This window comes from Chryseobacterium sp. HNCC26DJ241, assembly GCF_057180505.1.
Genome location: NZ_JBXUGL010000008.1, coordinates 61,421 through 87,608, shown reverse-complemented (window position 1 = coordinate 87,608; position 26,188 = coordinate 61,421). Strand labels below are relative to the sequence as shown.

At 32.6% G+C, this 26,188-nt stretch carries 22 protein-coding genes; 10 read left to right on the top strand and 12 right to left on the bottom strand.

Annotated elements, in window-relative coordinates; all coding sequences use genetic code 11:
• Nucleotides 1-51 precede the first annotated feature (51 nt).
• The 4 genes from AC2A1C_RS06475 to AC2A1C_RS06460 all read right to left on the bottom strand — a co-directional run bounded on the left by AC2A1C_RS06475 (nucleotide 52) and on the right by AC2A1C_RS06460 (nucleotide 2,707).
• Entirely contained in the window at nucleotides 52-300 is a 249-nt protein-coding gene (locus AC2A1C_RS06475) for a DUF6952 family protein (protein ID WP_484024520.1), read from the bottom strand.
• Nucleotides 300-608, bottom strand: coding sequence for a thioredoxin family protein (locus AC2A1C_RS06470; RefSeq protein WP_484024518.1), 309 nt, complete (start codon nucleotides 606-608; stop codon nucleotides 300-302). The genes AC2A1C_RS06475 and AC2A1C_RS06470 overlap by 1 nt, the downstream gene beginning before the upstream one ends.
• A 160-nt stretch (nucleotides 609-768) precedes the next feature.
• On the bottom strand, nucleotides 769-1,401 hold the full coding sequence (locus AC2A1C_RS06465) for a peroxiredoxin (RefSeq protein ID WP_484024516.1): 633 nt from the start codon (nucleotides 1,399-1,401) through the stop codon (nucleotides 769-771).
• A 115-nt stretch (nucleotides 1,402-1,516) separates the two neighbouring features.
• Nucleotides 1,517-2,707, bottom strand: coding sequence for a pyridoxal phosphate-dependent aminotransferase (locus AC2A1C_RS06460; RefSeq protein WP_484024514.1), 1,191 nt, complete (start codon nucleotides 2,705-2,707; stop codon nucleotides 1,517-1,519).
• A gap of 81 nt (nucleotides 2,708-2,788) precedes the next feature.
• Here AC2A1C_RS06460 and rsmG point away from each other — a divergent pair, with 81 nt between their 5' ends.
• From rsmG to AC2A1C_RS06440, 4 genes are all read left to right on the top strand, one after another.
• Complete coding sequence (rsmG, locus tag AC2A1C_RS06455; RefSeq protein ID WP_484024513.1) at nucleotides 2,789-3,424, top strand: 16S rRNA (guanine(527)-N(7))-methyltransferase RsmG; 636 nt, start codon at nucleotides 2,789-2,791, stop codon at nucleotides 3,422-3,424.
• A 61-nt stretch (nucleotides 3,425-3,485) separates the two neighbouring features.
• Nucleotides 3,486-3,902 carry a hypothetical protein gene (locus AC2A1C_RS06450; RefSeq protein WP_484024511.1) on the top strand — a complete coding sequence of 139 codons (417 nt, stop codon included), beginning with the start codon at nucleotides 3,486-3,488 and terminating at the stop codon, nucleotides 3,900-3,902.
• Nucleotides 3,899-4,438 (top strand): DUF922 domain-containing protein, encoded by a 540-nt coding sequence (locus AC2A1C_RS06445; RefSeq protein WP_484024509.1) that lies wholly within the window; start codon nucleotides 3,899-3,901, stop codon nucleotides 4,436-4,438. Before AC2A1C_RS06450 ends, AC2A1C_RS06445 begins: the two co-directional genes overlap by 4 nt.
• 2 nt (nucleotides 4,439-4,440) lie before the next feature.
• Entirely contained in the window at nucleotides 4,441-7,125 is a 2,685-nt protein-coding gene (locus tag AC2A1C_RS06440) for a PD-(D/E)XK nuclease family protein (RefSeq protein ID WP_484024507.1), read from the top strand.
• A 164-nt stretch (nucleotides 7,126-7,289) separates the two neighbouring features.
• Here the strand turns inward: AC2A1C_RS06440 and AC2A1C_RS06435 are convergent, their stop codons facing one another.
• Nucleotides 7,290-8,894 carry a S8 family serine peptidase gene (locus tag AC2A1C_RS06435; protein ID WP_484024505.1) on the bottom strand — a complete coding sequence of 535 codons (1,605 nt, stop codon included), beginning with the start codon at nucleotides 8,892-8,894 and terminating at the stop codon, nucleotides 7,290-7,292.
• A gap of 108 nt (nucleotides 8,895-9,002) precedes the next feature.
• Here AC2A1C_RS06435 and AC2A1C_RS06430 point away from each other — a divergent pair, with 108 nt between their 5' ends.
• The 3 genes from AC2A1C_RS06430 to galE are packed head-to-tail and all read left to right on the top strand — an operon-like array spanning nucleotide 9,003 to nucleotide 11,801.
• Nucleotides 9,003-10,139 (top strand): DegT/DnrJ/EryC1/StrS family aminotransferase, encoded by a 1,137-nt coding sequence (locus AC2A1C_RS06430; protein ID WP_484024503.1) that lies wholly within the window; start codon nucleotides 9,003-9,005, stop codon nucleotides 10,137-10,139.
• Nucleotides 10,140-10,161: 22 nt separating this feature from the next.
• Complete coding sequence (locus AC2A1C_RS06425) at nucleotides 10,162-10,734, top strand: transposase (protein WP_484024501.1); 573 nt, start codon at nucleotides 10,162-10,164, stop codon at nucleotides 10,732-10,734.
• A 56-nt stretch (nucleotides 10,735-10,790) separates the two neighbouring features.
• Entirely contained in the window at nucleotides 10,791-11,801 is a 1,011-nt protein-coding gene (galE, locus tag AC2A1C_RS06420) for a UDP-glucose 4-epimerase GalE (protein ID WP_484024499.1), read from the top strand.
• Nucleotides 11,802-11,835: 34 nt separating this feature from the next.
• Here the strand turns inward: galE and AC2A1C_RS06415 are convergent, their stop codons facing one another.
• From AC2A1C_RS06415 to AC2A1C_RS06390, 6 genes are all read right to left on the bottom strand, one after another.
• Nucleotides 11,836-14,304: a TonB-dependent receptor domain-containing protein gene (locus tag AC2A1C_RS06415; RefSeq protein WP_484024497.1), complete on the bottom strand. Its 2,469-nt coding sequence runs from the start codon at nucleotides 14,302-14,304 to the stop codon at nucleotides 11,836-11,838.
• Between the two features lie 72 nt (nucleotides 14,305-14,376).
• Nucleotides 14,377-15,414, bottom strand: coding sequence for an endolytic transglycosylase MltG (mltG, locus tag AC2A1C_RS06410; protein ID WP_484024495.1), 1,038 nt, complete (start codon nucleotides 15,412-15,414; stop codon nucleotides 14,377-14,379).
• Between the two features lie 65 nt (nucleotides 15,415-15,479).
• Entirely contained in the window at nucleotides 15,480-16,244 is a 765-nt protein-coding gene (gene dapF, locus AC2A1C_RS06405; RefSeq protein WP_484024493.1) for a diaminopimelate epimerase, read from the bottom strand.
• A gap of 74 nt (nucleotides 16,245-16,318) precedes the next feature.
• A complete protein-coding gene (locus AC2A1C_RS06400; RefSeq protein ID WP_484024491.1) occupies nucleotides 16,319-17,002 on the bottom strand; it encodes a hypothetical protein in 684 nt (227 codons plus the stop codon).
• Nucleotide 17,003: 1 nt separating this feature from the next.
• The gene (gene pnuC, locus AC2A1C_RS06395) at nucleotides 17,004-17,675 is read right to left on the bottom strand and encodes a nicotinamide riboside transporter PnuC (RefSeq protein ID WP_484024524.1); all 672 of its coding nucleotides are present in this window, start codon (nucleotides 17,673-17,675) and stop codon (nucleotides 17,004-17,006) included.
• Between the two features lie 17 nt (nucleotides 17,676-17,692).
• Complete coding sequence (locus tag AC2A1C_RS06390; protein ID WP_484024489.1) at nucleotides 17,693-18,784, bottom strand: glycoside hydrolase family 53 protein; 1,092 nt, start codon at nucleotides 18,782-18,784, stop codon at nucleotides 17,693-17,695.
• 165 nt (nucleotides 18,785-18,949) lie between these two features.
• On the opposite strand from AC2A1C_RS06390, the gene AC2A1C_RS06385 reads away from it, so the two are divergent.
• Together AC2A1C_RS06385 and AC2A1C_RS06380 are read left to right on the top strand one after the other, a co-directional pair.
• Entirely contained in the window at nucleotides 18,950-20,482 is a 1,533-nt protein-coding gene (locus AC2A1C_RS06385; RefSeq protein ID WP_484024487.1) for an APC family permease, read from the top strand.
• A gap of 51 nt (nucleotides 20,483-20,533) precedes the next feature.
• The gene (locus AC2A1C_RS06380; protein WP_484024485.1) at nucleotides 20,534-21,580 is read left to right on the top strand and encodes a WD40/YVTN/BNR-like repeat-containing protein; all 1,047 of its coding nucleotides are present in this window, start codon (nucleotides 20,534-20,536) and stop codon (nucleotides 21,578-21,580) included.
• A gap of 48 nt (nucleotides 21,581-21,628) precedes the next feature.
• Here AC2A1C_RS06380 and AC2A1C_RS06375 read toward each other — a convergent pair whose 3' ends face one another.
• The gene (locus AC2A1C_RS06375) at nucleotides 21,629-22,984 is read right to left on the bottom strand and encodes a PQQ-dependent sugar dehydrogenase (protein WP_484024483.1); all 1,356 of its coding nucleotides are present in this window, start codon (nucleotides 22,982-22,984) and stop codon (nucleotides 21,629-21,631) included.
• Nucleotides 22,985-23,163: 179 nt separating this feature from the next.
• On the opposite strand from AC2A1C_RS06375, the gene secD reads away from it, so the two are divergent.
• Nucleotides 23,164-26,067 carry a protein translocase subunit SecD gene (secD, locus tag AC2A1C_RS06370; RefSeq protein WP_484024482.1) on the top strand — a complete coding sequence of 968 codons (2,904 nt, stop codon included), beginning with the start codon at nucleotides 23,164-23,166 and terminating at the stop codon, nucleotides 26,065-26,067.
• The last annotated feature ends 121 nt before the right edge of the window (nucleotides 26,068-26,188 follow it).

Below are 26,188 nucleotides of genomic sequence, written 5' to 3'. Positions count from 1 at the left end.
CAATTTTTGACCGAACATTTCATTTTTCTATACTATAAAAATAGTTTAAAACTACTTATCAATGCTTCCTAAAACTTTCTGTGCAAAGGAATTAAGGGCATCTTTTTCGGACATTCCGTTTGCTACATTTGCGTGTACTTCCAGAGCTCCGCAAATATTGGTGATGAGTTCTCCCGTCACATCCAGATCTTCTTCCGAAACACCACGAAATTCTGAAAAACTTTCCAGAACTTCCAATGTTTTTTCAAGATTTTCGGGAGTCTGGTTTTGATACAGTTGTCTGATAATTGGTAGCTTCATTATTTCAATTCATTAAAAAGTTCGTGCAAATTTTCTGCTTTATTGGTCTGAACCTGATTCAATAATTCTCCATTTTTGAAAACGGCAAACGTAGGCAGATTATCCACTTTTGCAAGTTTTCTACTTTCCGGAAGTTTCTCTGCATCTACATACAAAAAAGGAATTTCTTCATTTTCCGAAGCCATTTTTTTAAATTTCGGCTTCATAATTCTACAGTTTCCACACCAAGAAGCTCCGTACTGAACTACCACTTTTTCATTTTCGCTTACAATAGTATGCAGTTGATCTTCTGCTAATTCTGTGTACATAATTTTAATTTGAAAATTTATTAATTTGAAAATGTGTTAATTGCAAAGCGGTCGAGAAAGCTAATTTATATGCTTTTTGTCATTTTACCAGTTAAGAATAGAAGAAAATGAGATAATCCTTAATTTTCAAATTATCTCATTTTCAAATTAACACTTTATATTAGTTTTTTGCCAAATAATCTGCAGTAGAATTTCTGTCAGCTTTCATAGCATCTTTACCTTCTTCCCAGTTTGCAGGGCAAACTTCACCATGTTTCTGAACATGAGAATAAGCATCAATCAGTCTCAAATATTCTTTTACATTTCTACCTAAAGGCATATCGTTTACAGATTCATGGAAAATTTTTCCGGTTTCGTCAATAAGATAAGTTGCTCTATATGTTACATTAGAACCTGTGAAGATTTCGTTTCCTTCATCATCAAAATCAATATCCTGATCTACAATTCCTAAAATATTAGCCAATTGTCTGTGCGTATCTGCTAAAATAGGATAGGTTACTCCTTCAATTCCACCGTTATCTTTTGGTGTATTCAGCCATGCAAAATGTACTTCATTGGTATCGCAAGATGCACCAATTACTTTGGTATTTCTTTTTTCAAATTCTCCCAAAGCATTCTGAAAAGCATGAAGTTCCGTAGGACAAACAAAAGTAAAATCCTTTGGATACCAAAAAAGCAAAACTTTTTGTTGGTTATTTGTAGCTTCTTCGAATACATTGATCTTTAAATCATCACCCATTTCAGACATCGCATCTACAGTAATGTTTGGAAATTTTCTTCCTACTAATGACATAATTTTATTTTTTAAGGTTAAATTTTAATAACACAAAAATAGTAAATTTCATCTATATAAAAATGATTTTTAATAAATAAAATCTATTGTATTGATTAAAACCAAATGAAGTTTATTAAATATCTTCCAAACACTCTTTAATTCTCTTCATGGCTTCGGTAAGATCTTTTTCAGAAGCGGCATAAGAAAAACGAACACATTCCGGGCTACCGAAAGATAAACCTCCAACTGTTCCGACATGTGCATTTTCTAAAAGAAACATGGCAAAATCATCAGAATTTTCAATTACTTTTCCTTTTAACGTTTTGCCTAAATAATAGGAAATATCAGGAAAAAAATAAAAGGCAGCTTTCGGATAATTTACTTTAAATCCGGGAATGTCTTTCATTAGATTATAAACCAGATCTCTTCTTTTTTTGAATTCTTCAATCATGTAATGATATTCGGAAGGATCGGTTTCTAAAGCTGTGATAGAAGCTCTTTGTGCCACTGTATTAGCTCCGGAAGTTACCTGTCCTTGAATTTTTTCGCAAGCTGAAGCCAGCCAATCCGGACAAGCAGAATATCCAAGTCTCCAACCTGTCATTGCAAACGCTTTGCTCATCCCGTTGATTACGGCAGTTTGCTCGTACACTTCCGGAAATTCTGCAATAGAAGTATGTTTTCCTTCATAATTGATGAATTCATAGATTTCATCAGAAATAATGGTGATTTTCGGATATTTTGCTACTACTTCAGCAATGCTTTTTAATTCTTCATAGGTATAAAAACTTCCGGAAGGATTGCAAGGAGAACTGTATAATAAAGCCTTGGTTTTCGGTGTAATTGCTTTTTCTAATTGTTCTGCAGTGATTTTAAAATCAGTTTCGATGGAGGTTTCTACAATTTTGCAAACTCCGCCCATCATTTTCACCATTTCTTCATAACTTACCCAAAAAGGAGCAGGAAGAACCACTTCGTCACCATCATCAATAATGGAAGCCAAAACATTAAAAATAGATTGTTTTGCACCACTGGAAACACAGATTTGCGTTGGTTTGTATTCAAGATTGTTATCTCTTTTCAGTTTGTGGGCAATCGCTTGTCGCAGTTCTAAAAATCCCGGAACCGGAGAGTAGTGGCTGAAATTTTCATTAATAGCTTTAAAAGCAGCTTCTTTTATATTTTCCGGAACATCAAAATCAGGTTCGCCTAAAGTTAAACTTATAACATCAATACCAGCAGCTTTCAGTTCTCGCACTTTGTTACTCATTACAAAAGTTTGTGAAAAACTCATTCGGCTTACTCTTTCAGAATACTTTTCCATATTTGATTTTTAGTTTCCCAAATATAATTTTTTTCTGCATTTTTTAAAACTTGTTTGCTAAATTTGTCTCAATATAATAAGATGTCAGTAGAATTAGTCAAAAAATATTTTCCGGAAATTTCTGAAAAACAGGAAGAACAGTTCCGAAAATTAGAAGATCTGTACAAAGATTGGAATGAAAAAATAAACGTAATTTCCAGAAAAGATACCGATTCGCTTTATGAAAAGCATATTCTCCATTCTTTGGGAATTGCAAAAGTGATGGAATTTGCACCCGAAACCAAAGTTCTCGATATTGGGACAGGTGGCGGTTTTCCCGGGATTCCTTTAGCAATTTTATTTCCTGAAGTTCAATTTACATTAATTGATTCCATTGGTAAAAAAATTACGGTTGTGAATGCCGTTGCGGAAGGGATTGGTTTGCAAAACCTTACAGCCATTCACGGAAGGGCAGAAAAACTGAAAGAAAAATTTCATTTTGTAGTGAGCAGAGCCGTTACACAAATGCCGGAATTTCTACGATGGCTGAAAGGGAAATTTGAAAAAGAACAATTTAATCCAAAACACAATGGAGTTCTGTATTTGAAAGGTGGCGATCTGGCGGAAGAATTGGCAGGATTGAAATGTGAAATTTTCCAATTGAAAAATTATTTTGAAGAAGATTTTTTTGAAACCAAAAAAGTGGTTTATCTTTCAAAAGGGAATTTCAATTCCTGATCTATGTGAATATATTTTGGGATAATTTTTGTTATATAATTAAAAATCAAAAGTTTAGGTTATGAAAAAGATAATAAAATTAGGAATTGCAGGACTTTTTGCAACAGGTTTATTCTCCTGCAATGATGACAATGATAATTTTGATGAAATTACAGACGTTTCAAAAGTTGCTATTGATAGTGTGAAACTCGTAAATGATACTATGCAGCTGTATTCTACACAAAGCATCATTACATATTCCAATTATACTTCCGGATGTGAAGGTTTTTACGATTATGATTATGTTCGAGCAGATTTTAACCGATTTGTGACAGCGTATAAATTTAAAACTAACGGAGCTTGTACAACATCTGCTCCTCGTGCTACAAAATTTAATTTTCAGCCACAACAAACAGGAAATTATACCTTCAAATTCTGGCAGGGAAAAGATGCTTCCAACAATGATATCTGGTTGGAAAAAACGATAACTGTAGAATGATAAAATTATTTTTTACTCTTTTTTTATCTTTTTTCGGAATTCTATTTCATGCCCAGAAAATATCTTGGAATTCCGAAAAAAGATTGAATTGGGAAAATTTTAAAGCTCCGCTGAACTATAAAAAAGATACTGACAGTTCTGTTGCATATACCTATTGCGGTATTTCTTATACTATTTCAAAATCTTCAAATCCTAATGGCAAAATTTCTATAAATGTAAGGGCTATTTTTTATGAAGATAAATCTTGGAAAAAGAGTGAAAATTTAGGCGATTATCTTCTTAAACATGAACAATTGCATTTTGATATAGCAGAGCTATACGTTCGTAAAATCCGAAAAATGGTTGTTCAGAAAATAAAAAAATCATCAGATTTCGATCGTTTTTTTAAGAAACATTACGATGAGATTTATAAGGAATATTTAGCCTTTCAGAAATCCTACGATTTAGAAACTAAAAATTCTACCGTTCCTGAAAAACAAGAAGAATATAATCTTCAGGTTTCCAATATGCTTAAAGATCTGGAAGCCTACCAATAGACATGAAATTTTTAGAAAGAAGCATTTCCGATATTCTTGAAAAGTATTCTGATTTAGAGAATATTACAATTGTGATACCCGGAAAAAGACCTGTCGTTTTCATTAAAAAAATTCTTCAGGAAAAAGAATATTCCGGTTTTCTTCCGGATTTTGTTACGATAGAAGAGCTTATTGCAAAAATATCCGGATTACAGGAAATTAAAGGAGTTGCGCTTTGGCTATTTGCTTATGAATTTTATCGAAAAAAATATCCTTCTGAAGATTTTGCCCATTTTCTGAAATGGTTTCCAACCTTGCTGAAAGATTGGGACGATATGCTGAAATTCACAGAAAATGATAAAAAAGTGCTGGAATATATGCTGGATGAAGAACGCATCAAAAACTGGAGCGAAAATCTTGGAGATGAAACCAATGCCAGAAAGCAAAACCTGAATTTCTGGAAAAAAATGATCGAGTTTCTTCCGGAATTAAAGAAAGAACTTCAGAAAAATGAATTGGCTACTTCCGGAATGATAAATGAAAAAGCAAGGCAAAATACCTCGGATTTTATAAAAAATTCAAATAGGAAATTTGTTTTTTTAGGTTTCAATGCTTTTACTCCGGTGGAAGAAAATCTCGTGAAAAACCTTTTGCAATGGGACAAAGTAGATTGTTACTTTCATGCAGATGAATATTATATAAACGATACACGTCAGGAAGCCGGAAAATTTTTAAGGCAATACAAAAATTGGAAGGAATTTAATGACAGCAGGGAATTCAAATGGATTGATAATGATTTTGTTCAACCTAAAAATATCAATGCTTACGAAGTTTCAGGAAATATTTCACAAACCAAACTTCTTCCTCAAATTTTAAAGAAAATTCCCAATCTTTCAGAAACAGCCGTTGTTCTTCTGGACGAAAATTTGCTTCCTGCTGCTTTAGATGCTTTAAATTCTACCGGTCCGTTGAATATAACAATGGGATTTCCGCTAAAAAATCTTTCTTTCTCTAATGCAGTAAAACAGGTTTTCTATTTGCAGAAACAATTGCTAAAAAAGGATTCCTATTATTATAATGATGTCTTGCCAATTCTGGAAGAATTGCCCAAAAGTGAAAAGGAAGATCAAATTATTTCCCAATTTCTAAGAAAAATTGAGGAACGGAATATTGTCTATATTTCTAAAAAACTTTTAGACGAACTTTTAAGTGAACTTAGTTTTTACCCTCTTTTGCAAAGGCAAGATTCAAAAGAACTTCTTAAATTTTTTATTGATTTTTGCTATGAATTGAAATTTCGAGAATACGCAGACGATATACTTTTTGAGAGCATTTCTCATTTTGAAAAAAGTTTTAAAATTATACAGAATCAAATACAACCGTATGATTTTGAAATCGGAATAGAAACTCTGGAAGTATTGATACAGCAACTTATAAATTCGGAAACTATTGATTTTCAAGGAGAACCTTTGCAGGGTTTGCAAGTAATGGGATTATTGGAAACCCGTCTCCTGAATTTCAAAAATCTGATTATGATTTCTGTGAACGAAGGAAAAATCCCACTCGGAAATTCCCAAAATACTTATCTTCCTTTTGATGTTCGTCAGCAATTCGGGCTTAATACTTTTATAGAAAGCGATAGTATTTATGCCTATCATTTTTATCGTTTGATTCAGGATTCTGAAAATATACACCTGCTTTTCAATGTTTTAAGTTCCGGAGTGAATACCGGAGAAAAAAGCCGTTTCATTACACAAATGGAAATGGAAAGCCCGCATAAAATAGAACATTTAATCATTGAAAATACTTTCGAACCAATAGAGTCGAAAATTATTAGTATTTCAAAAACTCCAAAGGTTTTAGAAAAATTGGAAGAATGGAAGAGTAGAGTTTCCGTTTCCCATCTCACAACTTATCTCTATAATCCTGTTGATTTTTATTTTTCAAAAATTCTGAATGCCTACGAAGCCGATGAAATAGAAGAAGAACTTTCTTCCCGAAATTATGGAAATCTAATCCATTATGCACTTCAGGAATTGTATGAAAAAGTAAAGGGTAAAATATTGTCAGAGAATGATTTGCAAGCTCTACTTCTACAAAGAGATCAAGCAATTAATAATTCTATCGAAAAACTGAAACATCAACCTGAGTTTTATGAAAGAGGAATGAATTTTATTCATAAATCCATTGCTTCGAAAGTACTGAGTGAAATTTTGAATTATGATCTTCAATTGATAAAAAAAGGAAATACATTAGAAATAATAGAGCTTGAAAGGAAATTTGAAAATATAGATTTTTATCTTGATGAAGAAAAAACGGATAAAGTTTCACTCTATGGCTACATTGACCGCATTGACCGATTAAATGGAAAACTTCGTATCATTGATTATAAAACTGCGAAAACAAAAAATCTGAGAATAAGTATTACAGATTCTAATGTAGAGGATTTTTTCAGAAACTATGATAAAAAACAAGCAATGCAACTATGTATATATCAGTATGTAGTGAAAAATATTCCTGAATTTTCTACCGACAATACAGAAACCGGAATCTGGAGCTTTGCAGAAGTGAATAGAGGAGTAGCCGCTTTGGAATTTGCTGTTGGAAACTTAGAAGATTCACTAATTTCTGTAAAAAATCTTATCAAAGAAATACTAAATCCTGATCTTTCTTTTTCAGAAATGCTTCCTGATTTATCAAATGAGTAAATTTAGATCAAGAAAATTCACTTTATCTACCCAAAAAAAAGCACGACAAAAAATATCATGCTTTTATATATATTTTTGGATAAGTTATGGTTTTATCGTGCTTTTTTATAAAATGCTGAATATCAAACTATCAACTGACAACTAAAACCTATCAACTACTAAAATTATTTTATGATAAGTTTTTCAGAAACCCTTTTTCCATCTATTTCAGATGTAATTACATAGATTCCGGAATTTACTTTCATATTCATTTGATTTTTTCCTTTCGATACTTTCGTGGAATGAATCATTCTTCCATTCATATCATAGATCTTAATGTTTCCTGAATTTTTTGCATCTACAATAAAGTCTCCTTTACTTGGATTTGGATATACATTGAAGGCGTTATTTGCAGTTTCAGAAACAGCAAGATACTGAGCATACGCATTTCCGAAATTTAAAATTCCATAACCCATTTGATCTGTATGATTGGGATAAAGAGATGCTTTTTGTCTCAATGTATTTTTAACGGTTTCTCTGGATAACGTTTTCGGCAATACTTGTAACAAACATGCAACACCACCTGCGGAAAGCGGAGTAGAAAAAGACGTTCCACTACCAGAACTAGAAGAATTATTATAAGCGTAATATGTATTACTTCCTCTCGCTGCTGCATCGGGTTTTATAACACCTGCGGAATTAGGACCATAAGAAGAAAATCCTGAAGAATTTCCGGCAGATGTAACGGAACCTATACTGAATACACTTGGACTATCTGCCGGTGTGGAAATGTAATGCCACAGACTTTGTCCTGCATTTCCGGCAGCAATTAATACAAAAATTCCTTTGTCTCCGGCTACTTTTGCGCCTCTTGCTATGAAACTTGTAGTACCATTCATGTGACTATAAGTATAATCATAACGAGCATCATCAAATTCTGAATAGCCTAATGATGTAGAAATAACGTCTACACCTTTTCTATCAGCTTCTTCAGCAGCTTCTATCCAGTAAAGTTCTTCTTCGGGAATTTCATTTGCTGCATCTTCTGTAGCATATAAATAAAAATCTGCATCCGGAGCAGAGCCTACAAATGTTCCGTCAATATATCCACCAATAATACCCAAACACATTGCACCATGACTATTAAGAGAAGTGCTGTATACATTGGTAGTTTTCGAAATAAAATTGTATGTTCCTTTAATGTGTCCGTTATTTCTCATTCTTGAAAAAGCAGAACCTGTATTTACATAAGGAAAACCGGTATCAATAACTGCAATAGTAACTCCAGTTCCTGTATAACCTGCAACATGTAAAGCTCTTAGATTAATCTGATCGATCTGAGCAGCAGAATTTCCGTAGTTAAAATTTGTAAGAGCATCTTTGCTATAGGTTTCTTTATCAAACTTATCTACATGCTGCCTCATTTTTCCGTTTGGATTTTTTACAAAACTTTCCACATGATCTACATAAGAAAGCTGTGATAATTGCTGTATTTGTGTAGTTGTTGCATTTACCGCTACTCCGTTTAGCCACTTGGAATAATCTGCAACAGTGTACCCTAAATTTTTTATATTCTGAATATATGTAGGTTCAATAGGTGCATCCTGATCATTGAGTGGAATTCCTAAATTGGTACGTCTATCCAATGATTTTTGAGTAAGCTCTGACAACGGATTCGAGTAAAAAGCAGCTTTGTTGGGTTTGTCTTTAAAAAACACAAAAACGAGTTCAGTCTGTGCATTTATCAGACTAAAAACGAGAAACATAGAAGAAAATAAAATTCTTTTCATTGAAAAATTTTTATCCAAAGATAAATCAATTTTAAATAAAAGTTGAAGTATTTGGAGAGAGATTTTCTCAACAAATAAATTTCAGTATTTTTACGGAAACAAATTTTTATGAAAAAGATCCAGATGGTAGATCTGCAAACACAGTATTTCAAAATAAAAAATGAAGTGGATAATGCTGTTTTTAATGTTATGGATTCTGCCGCTTTTATAAATGGACCAGAAGTAAAATTTTTCCAACACGAACTGGAGCAATACCTTGATGTAAAGCATGTCATTCCTTGTGCAAATGGGACAGATGCTTTGCAAATTGCATTGATGGCTTTAGATTTACAAGAAGGTGATGAAGTAATTACTGCTGATTTTACATTTGCTGCAACAGTAGAAGTAATTCATCTATTGAAATTAAAATCAGTTTTGGTAGATGTGGATTATGATACATTCACCATTGATATTGAGAAAATAAAAAAAGCAATTACACCCAAAACTAAGGCAATAATTCCCGTACATCTTTTTGGGCAATGTGCTAATATGGAGGAAATTCTAAAAATTGCAAAAGAGCATAATCTTTTTGTGATAGAAGATAATGCTCAGGCAATTGGTGCAAATTTTCATTTTTCCGATGGTACATCTAAAAAATCCGGAACAATTGGAATAATAGGGACGACTTCCTTTTTTCCTTCAAAAAATTTGGGTTGCTATGGAGATGGAGGTGCTATTTTTACAAATGATGATCAATTAGCTCATAGACTCAGAGGAATTGTAAACCATGGAATGTACGAGAGATATTATCATGATGAAGTGGGAGTCAATTCCAGATTAGATAGTATCCAAGCAACTATTTTGCGTAAAAAACTTCCTCATCTGGATTCTTATAATGATGCAAGAAGAAAAGCCGCAGATTATTATGACGAAGCATTTGCTGGTCATCCGGATATTTTAACCCCTAAAAGAGCAGAAAATTCTACCCATGTTTTTCATCAATATACTTTGAGAATCTTAAACGGGAAACGTAATGAATTACAAAAATATCTCACAGAAAAAGAAATTCCTGCAATGATTTATTATCCGGTTGCTTTGCGCAAACAAAAAGCGTATTATCAGGAAAGTAATGATGCTGATTTTGTGAATACCGATAAATTATTGGATCAGGTAATTTCTCTTCCGATGCACACAGAATTGGATGAAGAGCAGTTGAAGTATATTACTGAAGCTGTGTTGGAGTTTTTTACTTTGTCAAAGTTCTAAAATCTTTGACAAAGTTTTACAGATGAAAATAAGAGATGATATAGTAGAAAGTGACAGATTTTATCACCTTTTCAATAGGGGAATAAATTCTCAGCGGGTTTTCCTAAATAATGAAAACTTTTCTTTTTTTCTCAGAAAAGTTGAAAAATATTTATTGGATTATTTTGATATTTATTCATATTGCTTGATGCCAAACCATTTTCATTTTATTGTTAAAACAAAGCCAAATATTGAAAAACCTTCAGATCAGAATTCTTATGAAAAAGGTTTACATTCTTCAGAAGTAATTTTCAGTAAAGCATTTGGTAAACTCATAAGTTCTTATACACAAGCATTCAACAAGGTATATTTGCGATCTGGTCCTTTGTTTGAATCACCGTTTAAACGAATTAGAATCGAAAATGAAGATTATTTGAAAAATTTAATAATTTATATTCACAAAAATCCTGAAGATTATCAAAATTATAAATTTTCTTCCTACCGTTCAATACTGTCTTTGTCAGAAACTAAGGTAAAAAGAAATGAAATTTTAGAATTATTTTCAGGAGTAGAAAATTTTAAAAATTCTCACCAACAAGAGTTTAATAATATTTAATTAAAAAACTTTGACAAAGATTTGGAACTTTGTCAAAGTAAAGAAAACATTAAAAAATGACAATACTTGTAACAGGCGGTCTCGGCTACATTGGTTCTCATACAGTTGTAGAACTTTTAAATAATAATTTTGATGTAGTTATTGTAGACGATTTATCAAATACCGAAAGGTTTATTCTCAATAATATTGAAGAAATCACAGGCAAAAAACCGGTTTTTTATCCTTTCGATTTAAAAAGAAAGGAATTGCTTTCTCAGGTTTTCGATGCTCATAAAATTGAGGGGTGTATCAATTTTGCGGCATTCAAAGCAGTAGGAGAGAGTCAGGAGAAACCATTGGATTATTATGAGAATAATTTATTTTCTCTAATCAATATTTTGCAGGAATTTAAAACAAGGGATATTTCCAATTTTATTTTCAGCTCTTCTTGTACCGTTTACGGACAGGCAGATGAAATGCCAATTGATGAAAACACACCTTTAAAACTTCCTGAAAGCTCCTATGGAAAAACCAAACAAATGGGAGAAGAAATCCTGAAAGATTTTGCAACGGCTTATCAGAAAAAAATTTCTTTGCTTCGATATTTTAATCCGATAGGTGCACATCCGTCTGCAAAATTAGGAGAACTACCAATAGGAGTTCCGAATAATCTTATTCCGTATGTTTCGCAAACTGCTGCCGGAATTCGTGAAAAACTAAGCATTTGGGGAAATGATTATCCAACTCCGGACGGAACAGCAATTCGCGATTATATTTATGTAGTAGATTTGGCAAAAGCTCACGTTGCAGCTTTGAAAAAACTAATACAAACGGAAGAAAAGACTGCGATTGATATTTATAATTTAGGAACAGGAAAAGGTTCTTCAGTTTTGGAAGTTGTAAATGCTTTTGAAACTGCAAATAATGTAAAAGTTCCGTATCAGATTTGTGAAAGAAGAGCAGGAGATATTACTATTGCTTACGCCAATGCAGATAAAGCAGAAAAAGAACTTAACTGGAAAGCTGAAACCTCTCTGGAAGAATCTCTGCGTACTACTTGGGAATGGCAGAAAAGTTTAAAAAAATAAAAAAATAAATCCCGAAAATTTTCGGGATTTTATTTTACATCGGACCTTGATCGTCTCCTTGAGCATTACTGTTAATATCCTTTTTCTTTTTAGGTTGTTCCACTTTTTCACCTTGCTTAAATCGGTAAGAAAATGACAGAGTTGCCTGTCTCGGCTGAAACTGCATAAAAGAATTCATATAATAATTACTATCGAAATTTTCCACGCCTCTTCCTCTGGTATTAAAAATATCCTGAACATTAAATGTAAGTGTAGCATTTCCGTTCAGCAAAGTTTTTGATGCTCCAAAATTGAAAAAATACATTGGCTTTACAGTAAGAGAATTAGTAACTTCTTTACCTCTATATTGTCCCTGAAATTGTAAGCTAAATGTTTTATCCAATTTGAAAGTATTGGCTAATCTTAATCTTACTGTATAACCATCACCATTAAAATCTTTGTAGTTTAAAGGATCTGCGGTATAATATCCTGTTTTTTTGTAGTGAGAAAGATCAACATTTCCTATCATTTTCCACCAAGAAAAAGGATCGTATGTGAAATTGGTATCTAAGCCAAGACGTTGATCTGTTCCTAAATTGATAGGACCTCTTGTAAAAATTCCTTTTGTACTATCATAACTAAATACAAATTTTACATCATCTGTAGTATAACGATAATAAAGAGTAGGATTAAGCGTTATTTTCTTTTTTTGCAGAGAATACCCCAATTCAAAGGAACTTATATATGAAGGATTTAAATCCGGATTTCCTCTAAAATTGTTCTTGCTATCCTGAACATTAAAAAACGGAACTAAAAAGAAAGAACGTGGCCGATCTATTCTTCGAGAATAATTCAAAAGTAACTGGTTATCTTTTCCAAGATCATAGCTTAAGAAGACACTTGGAAAAAGTTGATTGTAATTTTTGTCTTTGACTTTAGTAATACCATATTCCTGATAGGATAAATCAATCACGGTATACTCATTTCGTAGACCTAACTGATAACCAAATTTATCTATTTTACTTCGGAATTGTGCATAAGCTGCATTGATATTTTCTTTGTAAAGACTTTTTCCTGTATAATCAGGATCTATTATAGTATTTTTGATATAAAAATTATCATAATCATTCCTATTGATGTCTATTCTGTACCCGGCTTCTAGTTTAGATTTTTCGCCAATAGGCAATTCATAATCTGTTTTTCCAATAAACGTTTTATTGGTAGTTAGCTGATCTAAATTACTGATTATATTAAGAGTTGGACTCATAATTGTGGAACTTACATATTCATCAAGATCTGTATTAGCATTGGTTCTGTTTCTCTGTAGACTTACCGAAGCAGACAAATTATGCCCTTTATCATTAAATTTATGATCCAAAACTGCATCTCCTTGATATGAAAAATTATTATTGGTTCCTGTACTTATACGCTGAGTAAATTTGTTGTCTCCAAAATATTCCCTGTATTCTGTATTTCCATCAGTTTCACCATCAGTAGAACGTAACATTCCGGAAAGTGTAAACGCCGTTTTAGGAGCAATATCTATAGAAACACCAGAAGTAACATTATAGTTATTATTTGCAAATTTATTTTTAGTGCGTTGCAATTCAAAATTTCCATTAGAATATGTAATATCATTATTACTCTTCATCTGGCTTTCTGCATAGCTTCCGCCACCGTTCAAAAACCAAGTCCAGTTTCCTTTTTTCCAACTGAGGTTAGTGTTTAATCTTGTCGTTGGCAAATAACCGATTGCTCCGTCTATACTACCATTGAATCCAACTTTTTTAGATTTTTTGAGGATAATATTCAAAATTCCGGCTGTTCCGCCTGCTTCAAATTTTGATGATGGGTTGGAAATCACTTCGATTTTTTCAATCTGATCGGCAGGAATACTTTGTAAAGCATTAGCACCGTCATCAATTCCCAAAAGAGCAGAAGGTTTTCCATTGATTAGAAATCGTACATTGCTGTTTCCTCTCATTGTCACAGTTCCGTCTGGTTCTACAGAAACAGAAGGCACATTAGAAAGTACATCTTGAAGCGTACCGCCTTTGCTTGCCAAATCTTGTGAAGGATCATACGTTTTTTTATCCAGCTCTACTTTATAAGGCTTTGTAGATTGCCCTGTAATGGTAACTCCTTGAATTTCCTTAGTCGGAGCGAGTGTAATACTAGATTCTTTTTCTACTTTAAAAACTCCTAAATCGCCTCCTGTAATATTTTTTGTGATTACACTTTTTTGATAATCAATGGCTTCAATCGTTATAGTATAATTTCCCGGAACCAATTGAAGAGTATAATTCCCTTTTTCATCCGTTAAAGCTGCATCGCTGAAAAGTTTATTGATAGGATTTGAAAATGTAACCGAAGCATAAGGTACTGCCTGATTTTGATTATCCACAATTCTTCCCGAGGTTTTTACTTTTTCCTGAGCAAATGCTAAACTTGCTGCTCCCAATACAAAAACCAAACCTAAAGTCCGACTTCTAATGATTGTAGATATTTCAGTTTTTTCATTCATAATTTCTTATTTCTATCCTTTGATATATGTTTTAATCAGAAGTTAAAACAAATGTTTGATTTTTTGATGGATTTATTTGGTTATATTTTTTGAGTTTAACCAATCTTGGTATGCTTTTGCATTTTTAGCATGTTCCGCATCATTATCTGTAAATTTGTGATAGCCAAATCTTGCAGGATCTGCGCACATGAAAATGTAATTGTTTTTCTCTGCTTCTAACACCGCGTCTACAGAATTTATATCTACCACACAGATAGGTCCCGGTGGAATTCCCGCATTGGCATAAGTATTATACGGAGATGGTGTTCTTAAATCTTTATATAAAACTCTTCTGATTTGAGATTGAAAATTGGTAGCTTTATTTACTGCATAAATTACAGTTGGATCACTCTGCAATTTCATTCCTTTTTTGTAACGATTAAGATAGAGACCGGCAATAGTCTTCATTTCATCGGGTTTTCCTCCGGATTCTTTGTAAACAATGGATGCCAATGCATAAATCTGATCTCTGCTTAGTCCGGATTGTTGCTCTTTTGCTTTTCTTTCGCTGTTCCAGAAATCATGGTATTGATCTTCAAATTTTTTGAAAAATTCCTGTGGAGTTACCGTCCAAAAGAAATTATAGGTATCAATGAAAAAATATTTTTTGAGATCTTCCGCATTTTTGAGTCCTTTTTCGGTGGCAATTTTATTTAAATCTGTCGCAAATCTTACAGAATCCAATTCCGTTTTTTTAGAAACTTTCCCGATCATTTGATAAACATCATAAAAATCTCCAATTCTAAACGTATTTTCGGTTTGGTTTCCGGCTTTTATCATATTCACGAGATCGGTATTATTAGTCCCGCTTTTGATATGATAACGACCTGCATTGAAATATTTGTCCAAATTCTTATCCAATGCTACTGCTTCAAAATTTTCTTTGTTGGAAACATATGGTGAAATGGAATCCAGAATCTGACTAAACTTCGCACCATGAGGAATGAGAATATATCCTTCTTTAGCTACATTATTTCCGTAATATTTTTTATAAAAACGGAATCCGAAAAAAGCTCCGATCAAAAGAACAACCAGAGTAAGTAAAATGAAAATCGAACAACCTTTCTTCATGTATTTTTTATCTATTTTAAGTTTTAATTATTTCGGTGCTTCGCACCTTGTTTTGTAGAAAATATTTATAATTCAATTTTTCCTTTGAAAACATATTTTGCAGGACCTTCCAACCAAATATTGGTAAAAGAATCACCATCTTTTTCAGCATATACCTTCAAATTTCCACCTAACACTTTCACTTTTACCGAATGTATATTTCGGTCTTTCAGAAAAGTAATAGCAGCGGCGGTAACACCAGTTCCGCAGCTGTAGGTTTCATCTTCCACACCACGTTCATAGGTTCTTACGAAAATCTCGTCATCAGCAATTTGTTCTACAAAATTTACGTTGATTCCTTCCTTTTGGTAAGTCGGAGAATAGCGGATTTCGTTACCATGCTTATAAACATTATAATTCTTTAACATTTCGACATATTGCACAAAATGGGGAGATCCGGTATTTAAAACAAAATTTTCTCCATCTTTATCAATGGTTTTTACATCAATCATTTTAAGTTTTACAATTCCGTTTTTTATTTCGGCTTCATGCAGTCCATCAATTGCACTGAATGTGCATTTTTCTTCAAAAATGTCCATAAAATGAGCAAAAGCAACAATACATCTTCCTCCGTTTCCACACATTGTGCTTTCATTTCCATCGGAGTTGTAGTATACCATTTTGAAATCGGAATGCTCGTCATTTTCAAGTAAGATCAGTCCGTCTCCGCCAATTCCGAATCGGCGATCACAAAGATTTTTAATGATTTCTGTATTTTTAGGGAAATTGAGATCACGATTATCAATCATTACAAAATCATTTCCGGTTCCCTGATATTTAAAGAATTCCATAGATATAGTCAAAAAATAGCTACAAATTTATGAAAATTTGCGGTAGAATGGTTTTAAATAAAAAAAGGGAGAAATTACCTTCTCCCTGTACTTCTATTATTGTTGGAATTAGAATTTCTCGATGAATTTCTGAATCCGTTATTATTAGAATTTTCTGTTTTTTCGGAATTTGCGTTATCAATTCTCTGATTAGAATTTTGGGAATCATTTCTAAAACCTCCTGAATTATTGGAATTAGAAACTCGTGTGTTTCCTGAATTTCTAAAACCGTTATTAGAATTTTCTGTTCGTCCGGAATTTGTATTATTGATTCTCTGACCAGAATTTCGGGAATCATTTCTAAAACCTCCGGAACTATTGGAGTTAGAAACTCGTGTGTTTCCCGAATTTTTGAATCCGTTATTGGAATTAGGATTTGTATTCGGTCTAGGATTATTAGAATTCCCTGTATGTCTTATTCCCGTTGTATTTCCGGAAACGGCATTACTTCTTTTTTCGAGAAAAATTTTTTGATTGTTGTTTCCATAATAGTACGGAACATCATTGTAATAATAATAGTTTATATTATCTCTGTAATAGTAGCCATCATTTGCATAATATCCTCCATTAGTATAATAAATTTCGGGAGCGTAATAAGCTCCGTTACTGTAATATCCATCATAGTAATCATTTGTGCTATTTCCGGAATTATAAGCAGCACATGAAGCAAGACTTCCAATAATTGCAAAACTGAACGCTATTTTTATTAAATTTCTCATTTTATTGAACATTGTTTTGTTTATAACTTTTTTTCCAATTAATATAGCCAACTATAGCCATTATCGTAAATACCAAATATTGCGCCGAAGTTATACCCAAACCTTTATAAATGAACATCGGAATGCAAATGAAATCTCCGATAATCCAGAAAATCCAGTTTTCGATTCGTCTTTTTGCCATTAGCCACATTCCGACAAGAAATATGGAAGTCGTGAAAACATCCATCCAATTTGCCCAATCCAAATGATGAAGACCAAATTCTACATCTACAGAAGAAAAATTATTATCAATGAAAGGTTTATAATAATAAATTACAGTTACTAAAATTAGACTGAAAATAAAAAGAAGCAAAGCATATATCCATTCCTTTTTTTTAGCCCAAGTTACTTCTACATGGATATGATCTTCAGAATTTTTTGTCCATAAAATCCAGCCATAGACACTCATAATTGTATAATAAACATTGATCATACAATCTCCCAACAAACCTGCAATGAATAAAAGATAGACATAAATTGCTGTCGAAATAATTCCGGTAGGATAGACCCAAATATTTTTTTTAATGGAAAAATAAACACTTAGCAAACCAAATGTAGCCGCTACAAATTCCAAAATAATTTGGTATGTTTCATAGGATTCATACGGTTTGATAAAAAGTTCGTAAAGATCAATATTCATCAATAGTATTTTTAATTTTTATAAATTTCTAAAGCAGGAAGCGCAGTATTTTCAAAATTCCAGAAAGCCTGATTTTCCCATGTGGAACCATCCATTGCAGAATTTCCTTTATAGCTTGTCCATTCGGCTCCCCAATAGCAAAAACCAATTCCGTTCGGAACTTCGGACATCAATTTTTTGATGGAATTCAGAAAATCTTTCTGACCTTGCGGCGATGCCGGATAATTTGGTATAATCTGAGAATTCAGTCCGATAATATTTTGCGTCTGATCATTCCAATTCAATGTAAAAGGGTAGGATGTTTCTGCAATAAGAATTTTTTTGCGGGTTTGATTGGATAATGAAATCAGATTTTGTTTAAGGATATTTACATCTTTTCCATGCCAAATCGGATAATAGCTGATTCCGATAATATCATAATCCAAATCTGAAATTTTATTAAAAAAGGAAGAAGCTCCATCTGTTCCGGCAAAATGGATGATGATTTTTGTTGTAGGATTTGTTTCTCTTACTGCCGAAATTCCACTTTTCAATAATGTTTTGAACTGATTAAGATTATCCAAATTTCCTTCCGGCCAAAGAAAACCATTGTTGATTTCGTTTCCAATTTGGATATATTCCGGATTAATTTCTGTTATAATTTGTTTCGTATAATTGTAAATGTCGGTTTTTAATTCTTCAAAAGAATGATATTTCCAACTTTCCGGTTTTGTTTGTTTTGCAGGATCAGCCCAAGAATCAGAATAATGAACAGAAAGTAAAACCTTCATTCCTTTGAGTTTTATTTCTTGTGAGAGATTTTTAACGGTTTCAAAATTAGAATTAGGTGTGGAAGGATTTACCCAAATTCTTAAACGCACCAAATTGCCACCGGAATTTTTGAATGTAGTAAGCATATCTTCAGAAGTTCCTGTATAATTGTAGTATAGTTTACCGCTTTTTCTTACTTCAGGAAGATAGGAAAAATCAGCTCCTTTTATTTCTAAAACTGCAGGAGTTTCAGTATTTTCATCAGTTGTATTTTCTGCTTCATTTGAAGAGCAGGAAAAACAAAAAACAAAAAAAATAAACAGGATTGAAAATAAAAGTCTCTTCTGAATCATTATATTTAGTTCAATTTTTGTGTAAATATACTCAATACAGTAAAGCTAAAAATAAATTATAATAAAACTTTTCATTGAGAAAAAAAGAGAAAAAATCTTAATACTGGCCTAAAATATCAAAAAATTTTATATTTTCGTGAATCTTTAATAAAATACGTAAAAACTATGTCTAAAATTTGGACCAAAAAACCCATGAGTGCTTTTGAGAGCGATATGAAAAGTAGCCAGCTCAAAAGAGTACTTGGTAAATGGAGTCTTACCGCTATCGGAATCGGAGCTATTATTGGTGGAGGAATTTTTGTGCTTACAGGTACCGGTGCTTATTATCATGCAGGACCTGCTTTGGCTTTATCTTTCGTTATTGCAGGAATCGCTTGTGTATTCGCAGCATTATGTTATTCAGAATTTGCATCCATTTTACCTGTTGAAGGTTCTGCTTATGCATACGCATACGGAACAGTAGGTGAAATTTTTGCATGGATTATTGGTTGGGGTCTCATCCTTGAATATGCAATGGGATCTATGACGGTAGCCGTTTCTTGGTCTGGATATTTTAACAAACTTTTGAAGATGTTTGGTGTTCATTTACCAGATTATCTTACTTCTGATCCGGCAAGTTATACAGGAGAAGGATTTTCTATGAATCTTCCTGCTTTTGTTATTGTTTTAGTGGTGATTTCTTTATTGATAAAAGGTACTAAAGAAGCTGCTAAAGCTAACAACCTTATCGTAATTATGAAAGTGTCTGCAGTATTATTTGTTATTATTGCCGGTGCATTCTTCATTAATGCAGAAAACTGGAATCCTTTTATTCCTGCTGCCAAAATGGTAATGGAGGGAGATAAAATGAAAGAAGCATACGGAATTCAGGGAGTAATTTCCGGAGCTGCTGCCATTTTCTTTGCTTATGTAGGTTTTGATGCGGTTTCTACTCAGGCTGGTGAAGCTATTAATCCTAAAAAAGATGTTCCTTTTGCTATTATTGCTTCTCTTTTGGTTTGTACAGTTTTATACATTTTGGTATCACTTGTTTTAACCGGAATGATGAATTATTCAAATTTTGATCCTCAAGGAAAATATCCGGATGCGATCAAAGCTCCGGTTGCTTATGCATTTGAAATTGCAGGACAAGGATGGGCAGGATATATTATTACCATTGCTGCAACTGTAGGTTTAATTTCGGTATTAATGGTAATGATTATGGGACAATCAAGAATTTTCCTTGGAATGTCTAAAGACGGACTTATTCCTAAAATGTTCAGTGATGTACATCCTGTAAGAAAAACTCCGGCAAAAAGTTTAATGCTTTTAGGAATTGTTATTGCTACTGTAGCAGCTTTTACACCAATTAGTAAACTTGCTGATATGACGAGCTTCGGTACTTTGTTTGCTTTCACTATGGTTTGTATTGCGGTGTGGATATTAAGACATAAAGAACCGAATTTGCCAAGAAATTTTAAAGTTCCTGCATTGCCTATAATTGCAATTTTGGGGATCTGTATAAACGTTTACCTAATTTGGAATCTAAGCCATGAAGCAAAATTATTGTCTATGGGATGGCTTGTTCTCGGAGTGATTATTTATTTCACTTATAGTCTTAAAAACAGTAAACTTCATAAAGTCGGTTATGGAGAGACCTTCAAAGCAGAACAAGAACCTCTGGAAGAAGTCGATATTAATATAGATAACAAAGAATAAATTTTAATTCCGCAAACTTTTTGCGGATTTTTTTTGTATGTATTTGAAAATATGAAAAAAACGCATTTCCTTTTTCTTTTTATTTTATCACAATTGCTATTTTCTCAGAAAGTGGAAATTCAGACACTTTTAAAGGATAAAATCAGTATCAGAGCTATTGAAATATGGAACGGCAAAGTTTGGTATGCAGGAACCGATTCAAAATTCGGATATGTAAACTTGAAAGATACTTTAGATAGAAAGCAGATCAAACTATCGGATAAAGACTTGCAATTCCGAACTTTAGCTCAAGACAAAAAGTATTTTTATACTATTAATATTGAGAGTCCGGCTTATTTTTTTAAAATTGATAAGCGTACACTTCAATCACAAATTATGAAAACAGATACTGCAAAGTTAGCGTTTTATGATGCCATGCATTTTGTGAATGACAGATTAGGGTTTGCTTTCAGCGATTCGGGGAAAGATAGAATAATAAAATTAGAAATTTTTCTAAAAAAGCCTTCAAAAAGCTGGTGTTCAATAATCTATCCTAATCTGGATAATTATAAGTTGCAAGAAAATGAAGCTGCTTTTGCTGCAAGCAACACCAATATTGCTTCTGCTAAAAATTTTATGTGGATTGCAACCGGAGGAGGAGCATCAAGAATTATCAAATTTCCATTAATTCATGAAGGTAGTAATTTTCAAATTATTGAAACTCCTTTTATTCAGGGAGAACCTTCACAAGGTATCTATTCTATTGATTTTTATGATGATAGTTTTGGAATTGCTGTAGGAGGAGATTATACCAAACAAAATTCAAATATCAATAATATTGCAACAACTAAAGACGGGGGAGAAACCTGGCAAATTCAGGCTTCCGGAAAAAATGCTGGATATATGACTTGTGTAAAGTTTCGTCCAAAATCAAATGGAAAAGATATTATTGCAGTAGGAGACCAGCATATTTCTTTCTCACAGGATTACGGAAAAACCTGGACTAAAATCTCAGATGAAAAAAATCTTTATGTTTGCGAATGGATAGATGAAAATACTATTGTTTTTGCCGGAAAGAGTAGGATTGTAAAAATGGTGTTTAAAAAAGATGAAAAATAAATGCATCATTCTATTATTCATATAAACAAAACTAAAATTTGAAAAAAATTATTTGATTATTAGTTTTTGAGTATAAACTCTTTGTTCATTACTTTTCAGATTAATAAAATAAATTCCTGATTGTAAATAAGAAATATCCAATTTTTCTCCATCCTGAATAAATTTTTCCAATATTTTTTTTCCATCTTCACTTATGATTTCGATATCAAAATTACTGGCTGCCAAACCTTTAACAGTAATATAATCTGAAGTAGGATTGGGGTAAATCATGTATTGATGTTTTGTCTGTTCTTCACTTGCTAAAAAATTGGTTTTAACCTTATAAATTTTACCATTATTTACTGCAGCTACATAAAGTTCTTTTTGGATATCTTCGCCAAAAGTGGAAAAATTATTTCCTGAAAAATTAGCAGACCACGCAATTGAATTATCAGTATTTAAAATTCCTATCTGTGGTATACAATAATCAGTGAAAATGTATTTTCCGTGTAGATCGGGGTAAGAACTTCCTCTGTAAACATAACCACCTGTAATAGAACATCTACCTCCGGAATGATTATATGTAGAAATAGGAAAAACCATTGTTGTAGCACTTGCACATCCTAATGTATTGTAAACATTATTTCCCTCATAGCATCTCCATCCATAATTGATGCCTGCTTGTGTTGCTGCCATTCTATTAATTTCTTCTATTTGATTTTGTCCTACATCTGCAATTAACACATTTCCGGAAATAGAATCAAAAGAAAATTTCCATGGATTTCTTAAACCATAAGCCCATATTTCATCTGCTCCGTCTATATTCACAAAAGGATTGGTTGGTGGAATTGCATAAGGATTTCCAGAGTTTAGATCAATTCTCAAAATTTTTCCTAAAAGTGAATTTTTATTTTGTGCATTATTGTTTGGATCGCCACCACTTCCTCCATCGCCAGTAGAAATCCACAAATAACCATCCGCTCCGAAATGTATGCTTCCACCATTATGATTAGTGAAAGGTTTGGGAATATTCAGAAGGATTAATTCTGAAGCGACATTTGCTATATCAGGATTTGAACTTACCGAATATCTTGCTACTGTAATATTTCCAGAAGTATTGTTATAATAAACATAAAAATAACCATTTGAAAAATATTGAGGATGAAAAGCCAAACCAAGAAGTCCCATCTCACCATTGTATGAAATTTTTGTGCTGATATTCAAAAAATTTGCAGAATTGACTGTACCATTAGGTTGAAGAATTTTAATAATTCCATCTTGCTGAACAACAAAAAGACGAGTGTCATTAGTATGAGCAATTTCTACTGGAGCGGTAAATCCTGAAGCAAATTCTTCCAATATGATCTCTTGTGCATAAGATTCCAATGAAAAAAGTATCACAAAAAGAAATATAATTTTTTTCATAACATTTAATTTTATCAGATTGTATTTTTCATTTTTTGGCAATTTTTTTATGCTCAAAAAATTTTAAACGTGGCCTATCTGATATTTTAAATATAAAATAACGTATTGAATTCTAAATATCTGTTATATATTTTAAGAAAATCATTATATTTGCCGACTAAAATTAATGTTGTATTAAAATGCAAGGAAAAGGACTTATTACCATTATTGCTATTGTATTAGGATTGATCTGTATCAATGAATTATTACCGACCTGGTACGCAAGCAAAATTGAGAATCAGATTGAAGCGGCTAACGGAAACGTTAAGCAAATCAAGGCTTTAAAAGAAGATACTTTAAATCTCGGATTCACAAAACTGTATTATTCTAAGGCAAAAGAAAAAGAAATGAAATTAGGTCTTGACCTTAAAGGCGGGATCAATGTTCTTTTGGAAATCAACCAAAGAGATTTGGTGAATGACCTTACGAATTATTCCACTAACGCTATTCTTGTTGAAGCACTGAACAATACGGATGCCGCAATGAAGAACAGTACAAAGCAATACATTGATGTTTTCTTTGATGAATTCAGTAAAGTGAATGCCGCAAAGAAAGCCAATCTTAAACTTGCAGATCCTGAAATTTTTGGTAATACAAACCTTACTGAAGTAAAATACAATACTCCAGATGAACAAGTAAAGAAAATTGTAAAAACTAAAATAGATCAGTCTATTGGTACTGCTTACGAAGTAATCAAAACCCGTATTGATAAAATGGGAGCTGTACAACCAAACGTACAGAGAGTTCCGGGAACAGGTAGAATTTCTGTAGAAATGCCTGGTATTAAAGATATCGATAGAGTGAAAAAATTGCTTCAGACTTCTGCAAAACTTCAATTCTGGGAAGTACAACAAGCGAATGAAACATATCCTTACTTCCAACAGCTTCAATCTCTTATCAGTGCAAAAGCAGATTCTATTGGTGTTGCAAAAAACACGAATATTATCAATATGCTTCAACTGAATAGCTTGAAAGCAAATGGAGTTGCTAATATTAAACTTTCAGATACAGCAGCTTTTAATAAAATTTTAAATTCGAAAATTGCTATCGCAGCAAGACCTTCTAATTTGAAATATACCCAATTTATGTGGGGATATAAACCTGAATCAAATGACGAAAATAATATCGTACTTTATGCAATTCGCGGAAACATCAACCAGAAAGCTCCTGTAGATGGATCTGTGGAAAAAGCCAATGTAAGTTATGATGAATTAGGAAGAGTAGAAGTAACGATGCAAATGGATTCCAGAGGAGCAAGAGACTGGAAGGTTTTAACAGAAAGAAATATTGGTAAACCTGTTGCTGTAACACTTGATAATAGAGTATATAGTGCACCAAATGTACAAAATGCTATTACTAACGGTAGTACAAGAATTTCCGGAAATTTTTCACAAGAAGAAGCTCAGGAATTGGTAAATGTTTTAGGTGCCGGAAAACTTCCTGCTGGTGCTAAAGTAGTACAAGCAGATGTAGTAGGGCCATCTTTAGGGCAACAATCTATCCATGATGGTTTATATTCATTTCTTATAGCGTTTGCTTTAATCATTATTTATATTATTTTCTATTACGGAGGAGCGGGTGTTTATGCAGTAATTGCAATGATTATCAACTTGTTCTATATTTTCGGAATTATGGATTCCGGAGATTTCACCCTTACACTTCCGGGAATTGCAGGTCTTGTACTTTCCATGGCAATGGCTGTAGATACCAATGTAATTATTTATGAAAGAACGAAAGAAGAACTTTTTGCTGGAAAAAGTATTATGGAAGCGTATAAGGACGGTTTCAGACATGCTCTTTCTGCAATTATCGATGGTCACTTAACTACATTATTGACTGCAATTGTTTTGTTCATCTTTGGAACAGGGCCTATTAAAGGTTTTGCCGTTACTTTGATTATCGGTATTTTAATGACATTCTTTACTTCGGTACTTCTTTCCAGAGTAATGATTTTTAGCAGATTGGAAAAAGGAAAATCTCTTTCTGTGTGGACTGCACCTACCAAAAATCTTTTCAGAAATGTATGGATTGATTTCATCGGAAAAAGAAAATATGCATACATTTTCTCATTAGTTCTTACAGGAATTTGTGTGATTTCTATGTTTGTAAATGGTTTTAAATTCGGGGTTGATTTTGAAGGAGGTAGAAACTATGTTGTAAAATTTGAAAAACCGGTAGATGCTGTGAAAGCTGAACAATCGTTGGCTCCGCTTTTCCAGACAGAAAGTGGTAAAAATAATACAGTTGATATTAAAACTTTTGGAAATGACAATCAGCTAAAAATTACTACCGATTATAAGATTGATGATGAATCTTTAGCTGCGGATCAGGATATCGAATCCAAATTATTCCAAGGATTGAAACCATATCTTCCGGCTAATTCTACATTGCAATCTTTTAAAGCGGCAGACAAAGATCACTACGGAATTGTATCTTCTACAAAAGTAGGACCTTCCGTTGCTGATGATATAAAATCTCACGGAACTTTGGCAGTATTTGCTGCATTAGCAGGTATTTTCGTTTATATCTTATTTAGATTTAACAAATGGCAGTTTTCTTTGGGAGCAGTAATAGCACTTTTCCACGATGCAATTATTGTATTGGGAGCTTATTCTCTTCTTTATAAAGTGATGCCTTTCAATATGGAAATCAATCAGGATTTTATTGCGGCTATTCTTACGGTTCTCGGATATTCTATTAACGATACCGTGATTATCTTCGACAGAATCCGTGAATATCTGAGAGAGAAGAAAGCTCTTACACTTGCAGGATTATTTGATGATTCTATTTCCAGTACATTAGGTAGAACATTCAACACTACTTTTACTACGCTTCTTGTACTTTTGGCAATCTTTATTTTCGGTGGTGAAAACTTAAGAGGATTTATATTTGCGTTATTGCTTGGTATTGCATTTGGAGCTTATTCGTCCATATTTATTGCATCAGCATTTGCATATGATTTCCTTAAAGGAAAAGGAAAAGAAGAATCTGTACATGGAAGAACTTCTACGAATAAAGAAGTGGACTCGACCAAAAAGAAATAATAATTTAAAATGCCTTTCAATTTGAGAGGCATTTTTTTTATGATAAATATTAGCAAAAAATTAATTTAACAATTTTGTCAAAACTTTTGATTGATTTATATTTGCACAAATTTGTTTAACA

Excerpts from the sequence above, each read along its gene's own strand:
- AC2A1C_RS06465 (WP_484024516.1), bottom strand. The coding sequence starts at position 1,401 with ATGTCATTAGTAGGAAGAAAATTTCCAAACATTACTGTAGATGCGATG.
- AC2A1C_RS06375 (WP_484024483.1), bottom strand. The coding sequence starts at position 22,984 with ATGAAAAAAATTATATTTCTTTTTGTGATACTTTTTTCATTGGAATCT.
- secD (WP_484024482.1), top strand. The coding sequence starts at position 23,164 with ATGCAAGGAAAAGGACTTATTACCATTATTGCTATTGTATTAGGATTG.
- AC2A1C_RS06440 (WP_484024507.1), top strand. The coding sequence starts at position 4,441 with ATGAAATTTTTAGAAAGAAGCATTTCCGATATTCTTGAAAAGTATTCT.
- AC2A1C_RS06415 (WP_484024497.1), bottom strand. The coding sequence starts at position 14,304 with ATGAATGAAAAAACTGAAATATCTACAATCATTAGAAGTCGGACTTTA.
- AC2A1C_RS06460 (WP_484024514.1), bottom strand. The coding sequence starts at position 2,707 with ATGGAAAAGTATTCTGAAAGAGTAAGCCGAATGAGTTTTTCACAAACT.
- AC2A1C_RS06425 (WP_484024501.1), top strand. The coding sequence starts at position 10,162 with ATGAAAATAAGAGATGATATAGTAGAAAGTGACAGATTTTATCACCTT.
- AC2A1C_RS06445 (WP_484024509.1), top strand. The coding sequence starts at position 3,899 with ATGATAAAATTATTTTTTACTCTTTTTTTATCTTTTTTCGGAATTCTA.
- galE (WP_484024499.1), top strand. The coding sequence starts at position 10,791 with ATGACAATACTTGTAACAGGCGGTCTCGGCTACATTGGTTCTCATACA.
- dapF (WP_484024493.1), bottom strand. The coding sequence starts at position 16,244 with ATGGAATTCTTTAAATATCAGGGAACCGGAAATGATTTTGTAATGATT.
- mltG (WP_484024495.1), bottom strand. The coding sequence starts at position 15,414 with ATGAAGAAAGGTTGTTCGATTTTCATTTTACTTACTCTGGTTGTTCTT.
- AC2A1C_RS06385 (WP_484024487.1), top strand. The coding sequence starts at position 18,950 with ATGTCTAAAATTTGGACCAAAAAACCCATGAGTGCTTTTGAGAGCGAT.
- AC2A1C_RS06450 (WP_484024511.1), top strand. The coding sequence starts at position 3,486 with ATGAAAAAGATAATAAAATTAGGAATTGCAGGACTTTTTGCAACAGGT.
- AC2A1C_RS06400 (WP_484024491.1), bottom strand. The coding sequence starts at position 17,002 with ATGAGAAATTTAATAAAAATAGCGTTCAGTTTTGCAATTATTGGAAGT.
- AC2A1C_RS06430 (WP_484024503.1), top strand. The coding sequence starts at position 9,003 with ATGAAAAAGATCCAGATGGTAGATCTGCAAACACAGTATTTCAAAATA.
- rsmG (WP_484024513.1), top strand. The coding sequence starts at position 2,789 with ATGTCAGTAGAATTAGTCAAAAAATATTTTCCGGAAATTTCTGAAAAA.
- AC2A1C_RS06390 (WP_484024489.1), bottom strand. The coding sequence starts at position 18,784 with ATGATTCAGAAGAGACTTTTATTTTCAATCCTGTTTATTTTTTTTGTT.
- AC2A1C_RS06470 (WP_484024518.1), bottom strand. The coding sequence starts at position 608 with ATGTACACAGAATTAGCAGAAGATCAACTGCATACTATTGTAAGCGAA.
- AC2A1C_RS06380 (WP_484024485.1), top strand. The coding sequence starts at position 20,534 with ATGAAAAAAACGCATTTCCTTTTTCTTTTTATTTTATCACAATTGCTA.
- AC2A1C_RS06475 (WP_484024520.1), bottom strand. The coding sequence starts at position 300 with ATGAAGCTACCAATTATCAGACAACTGTATCAAAACCAGACTCCCGAA.
- AC2A1C_RS06435 (WP_484024505.1), bottom strand. The coding sequence starts at position 8,894 with ATGAAAAGAATTTTATTTTCTTCTATGTTTCTCGTTTTTAGTCTGATA.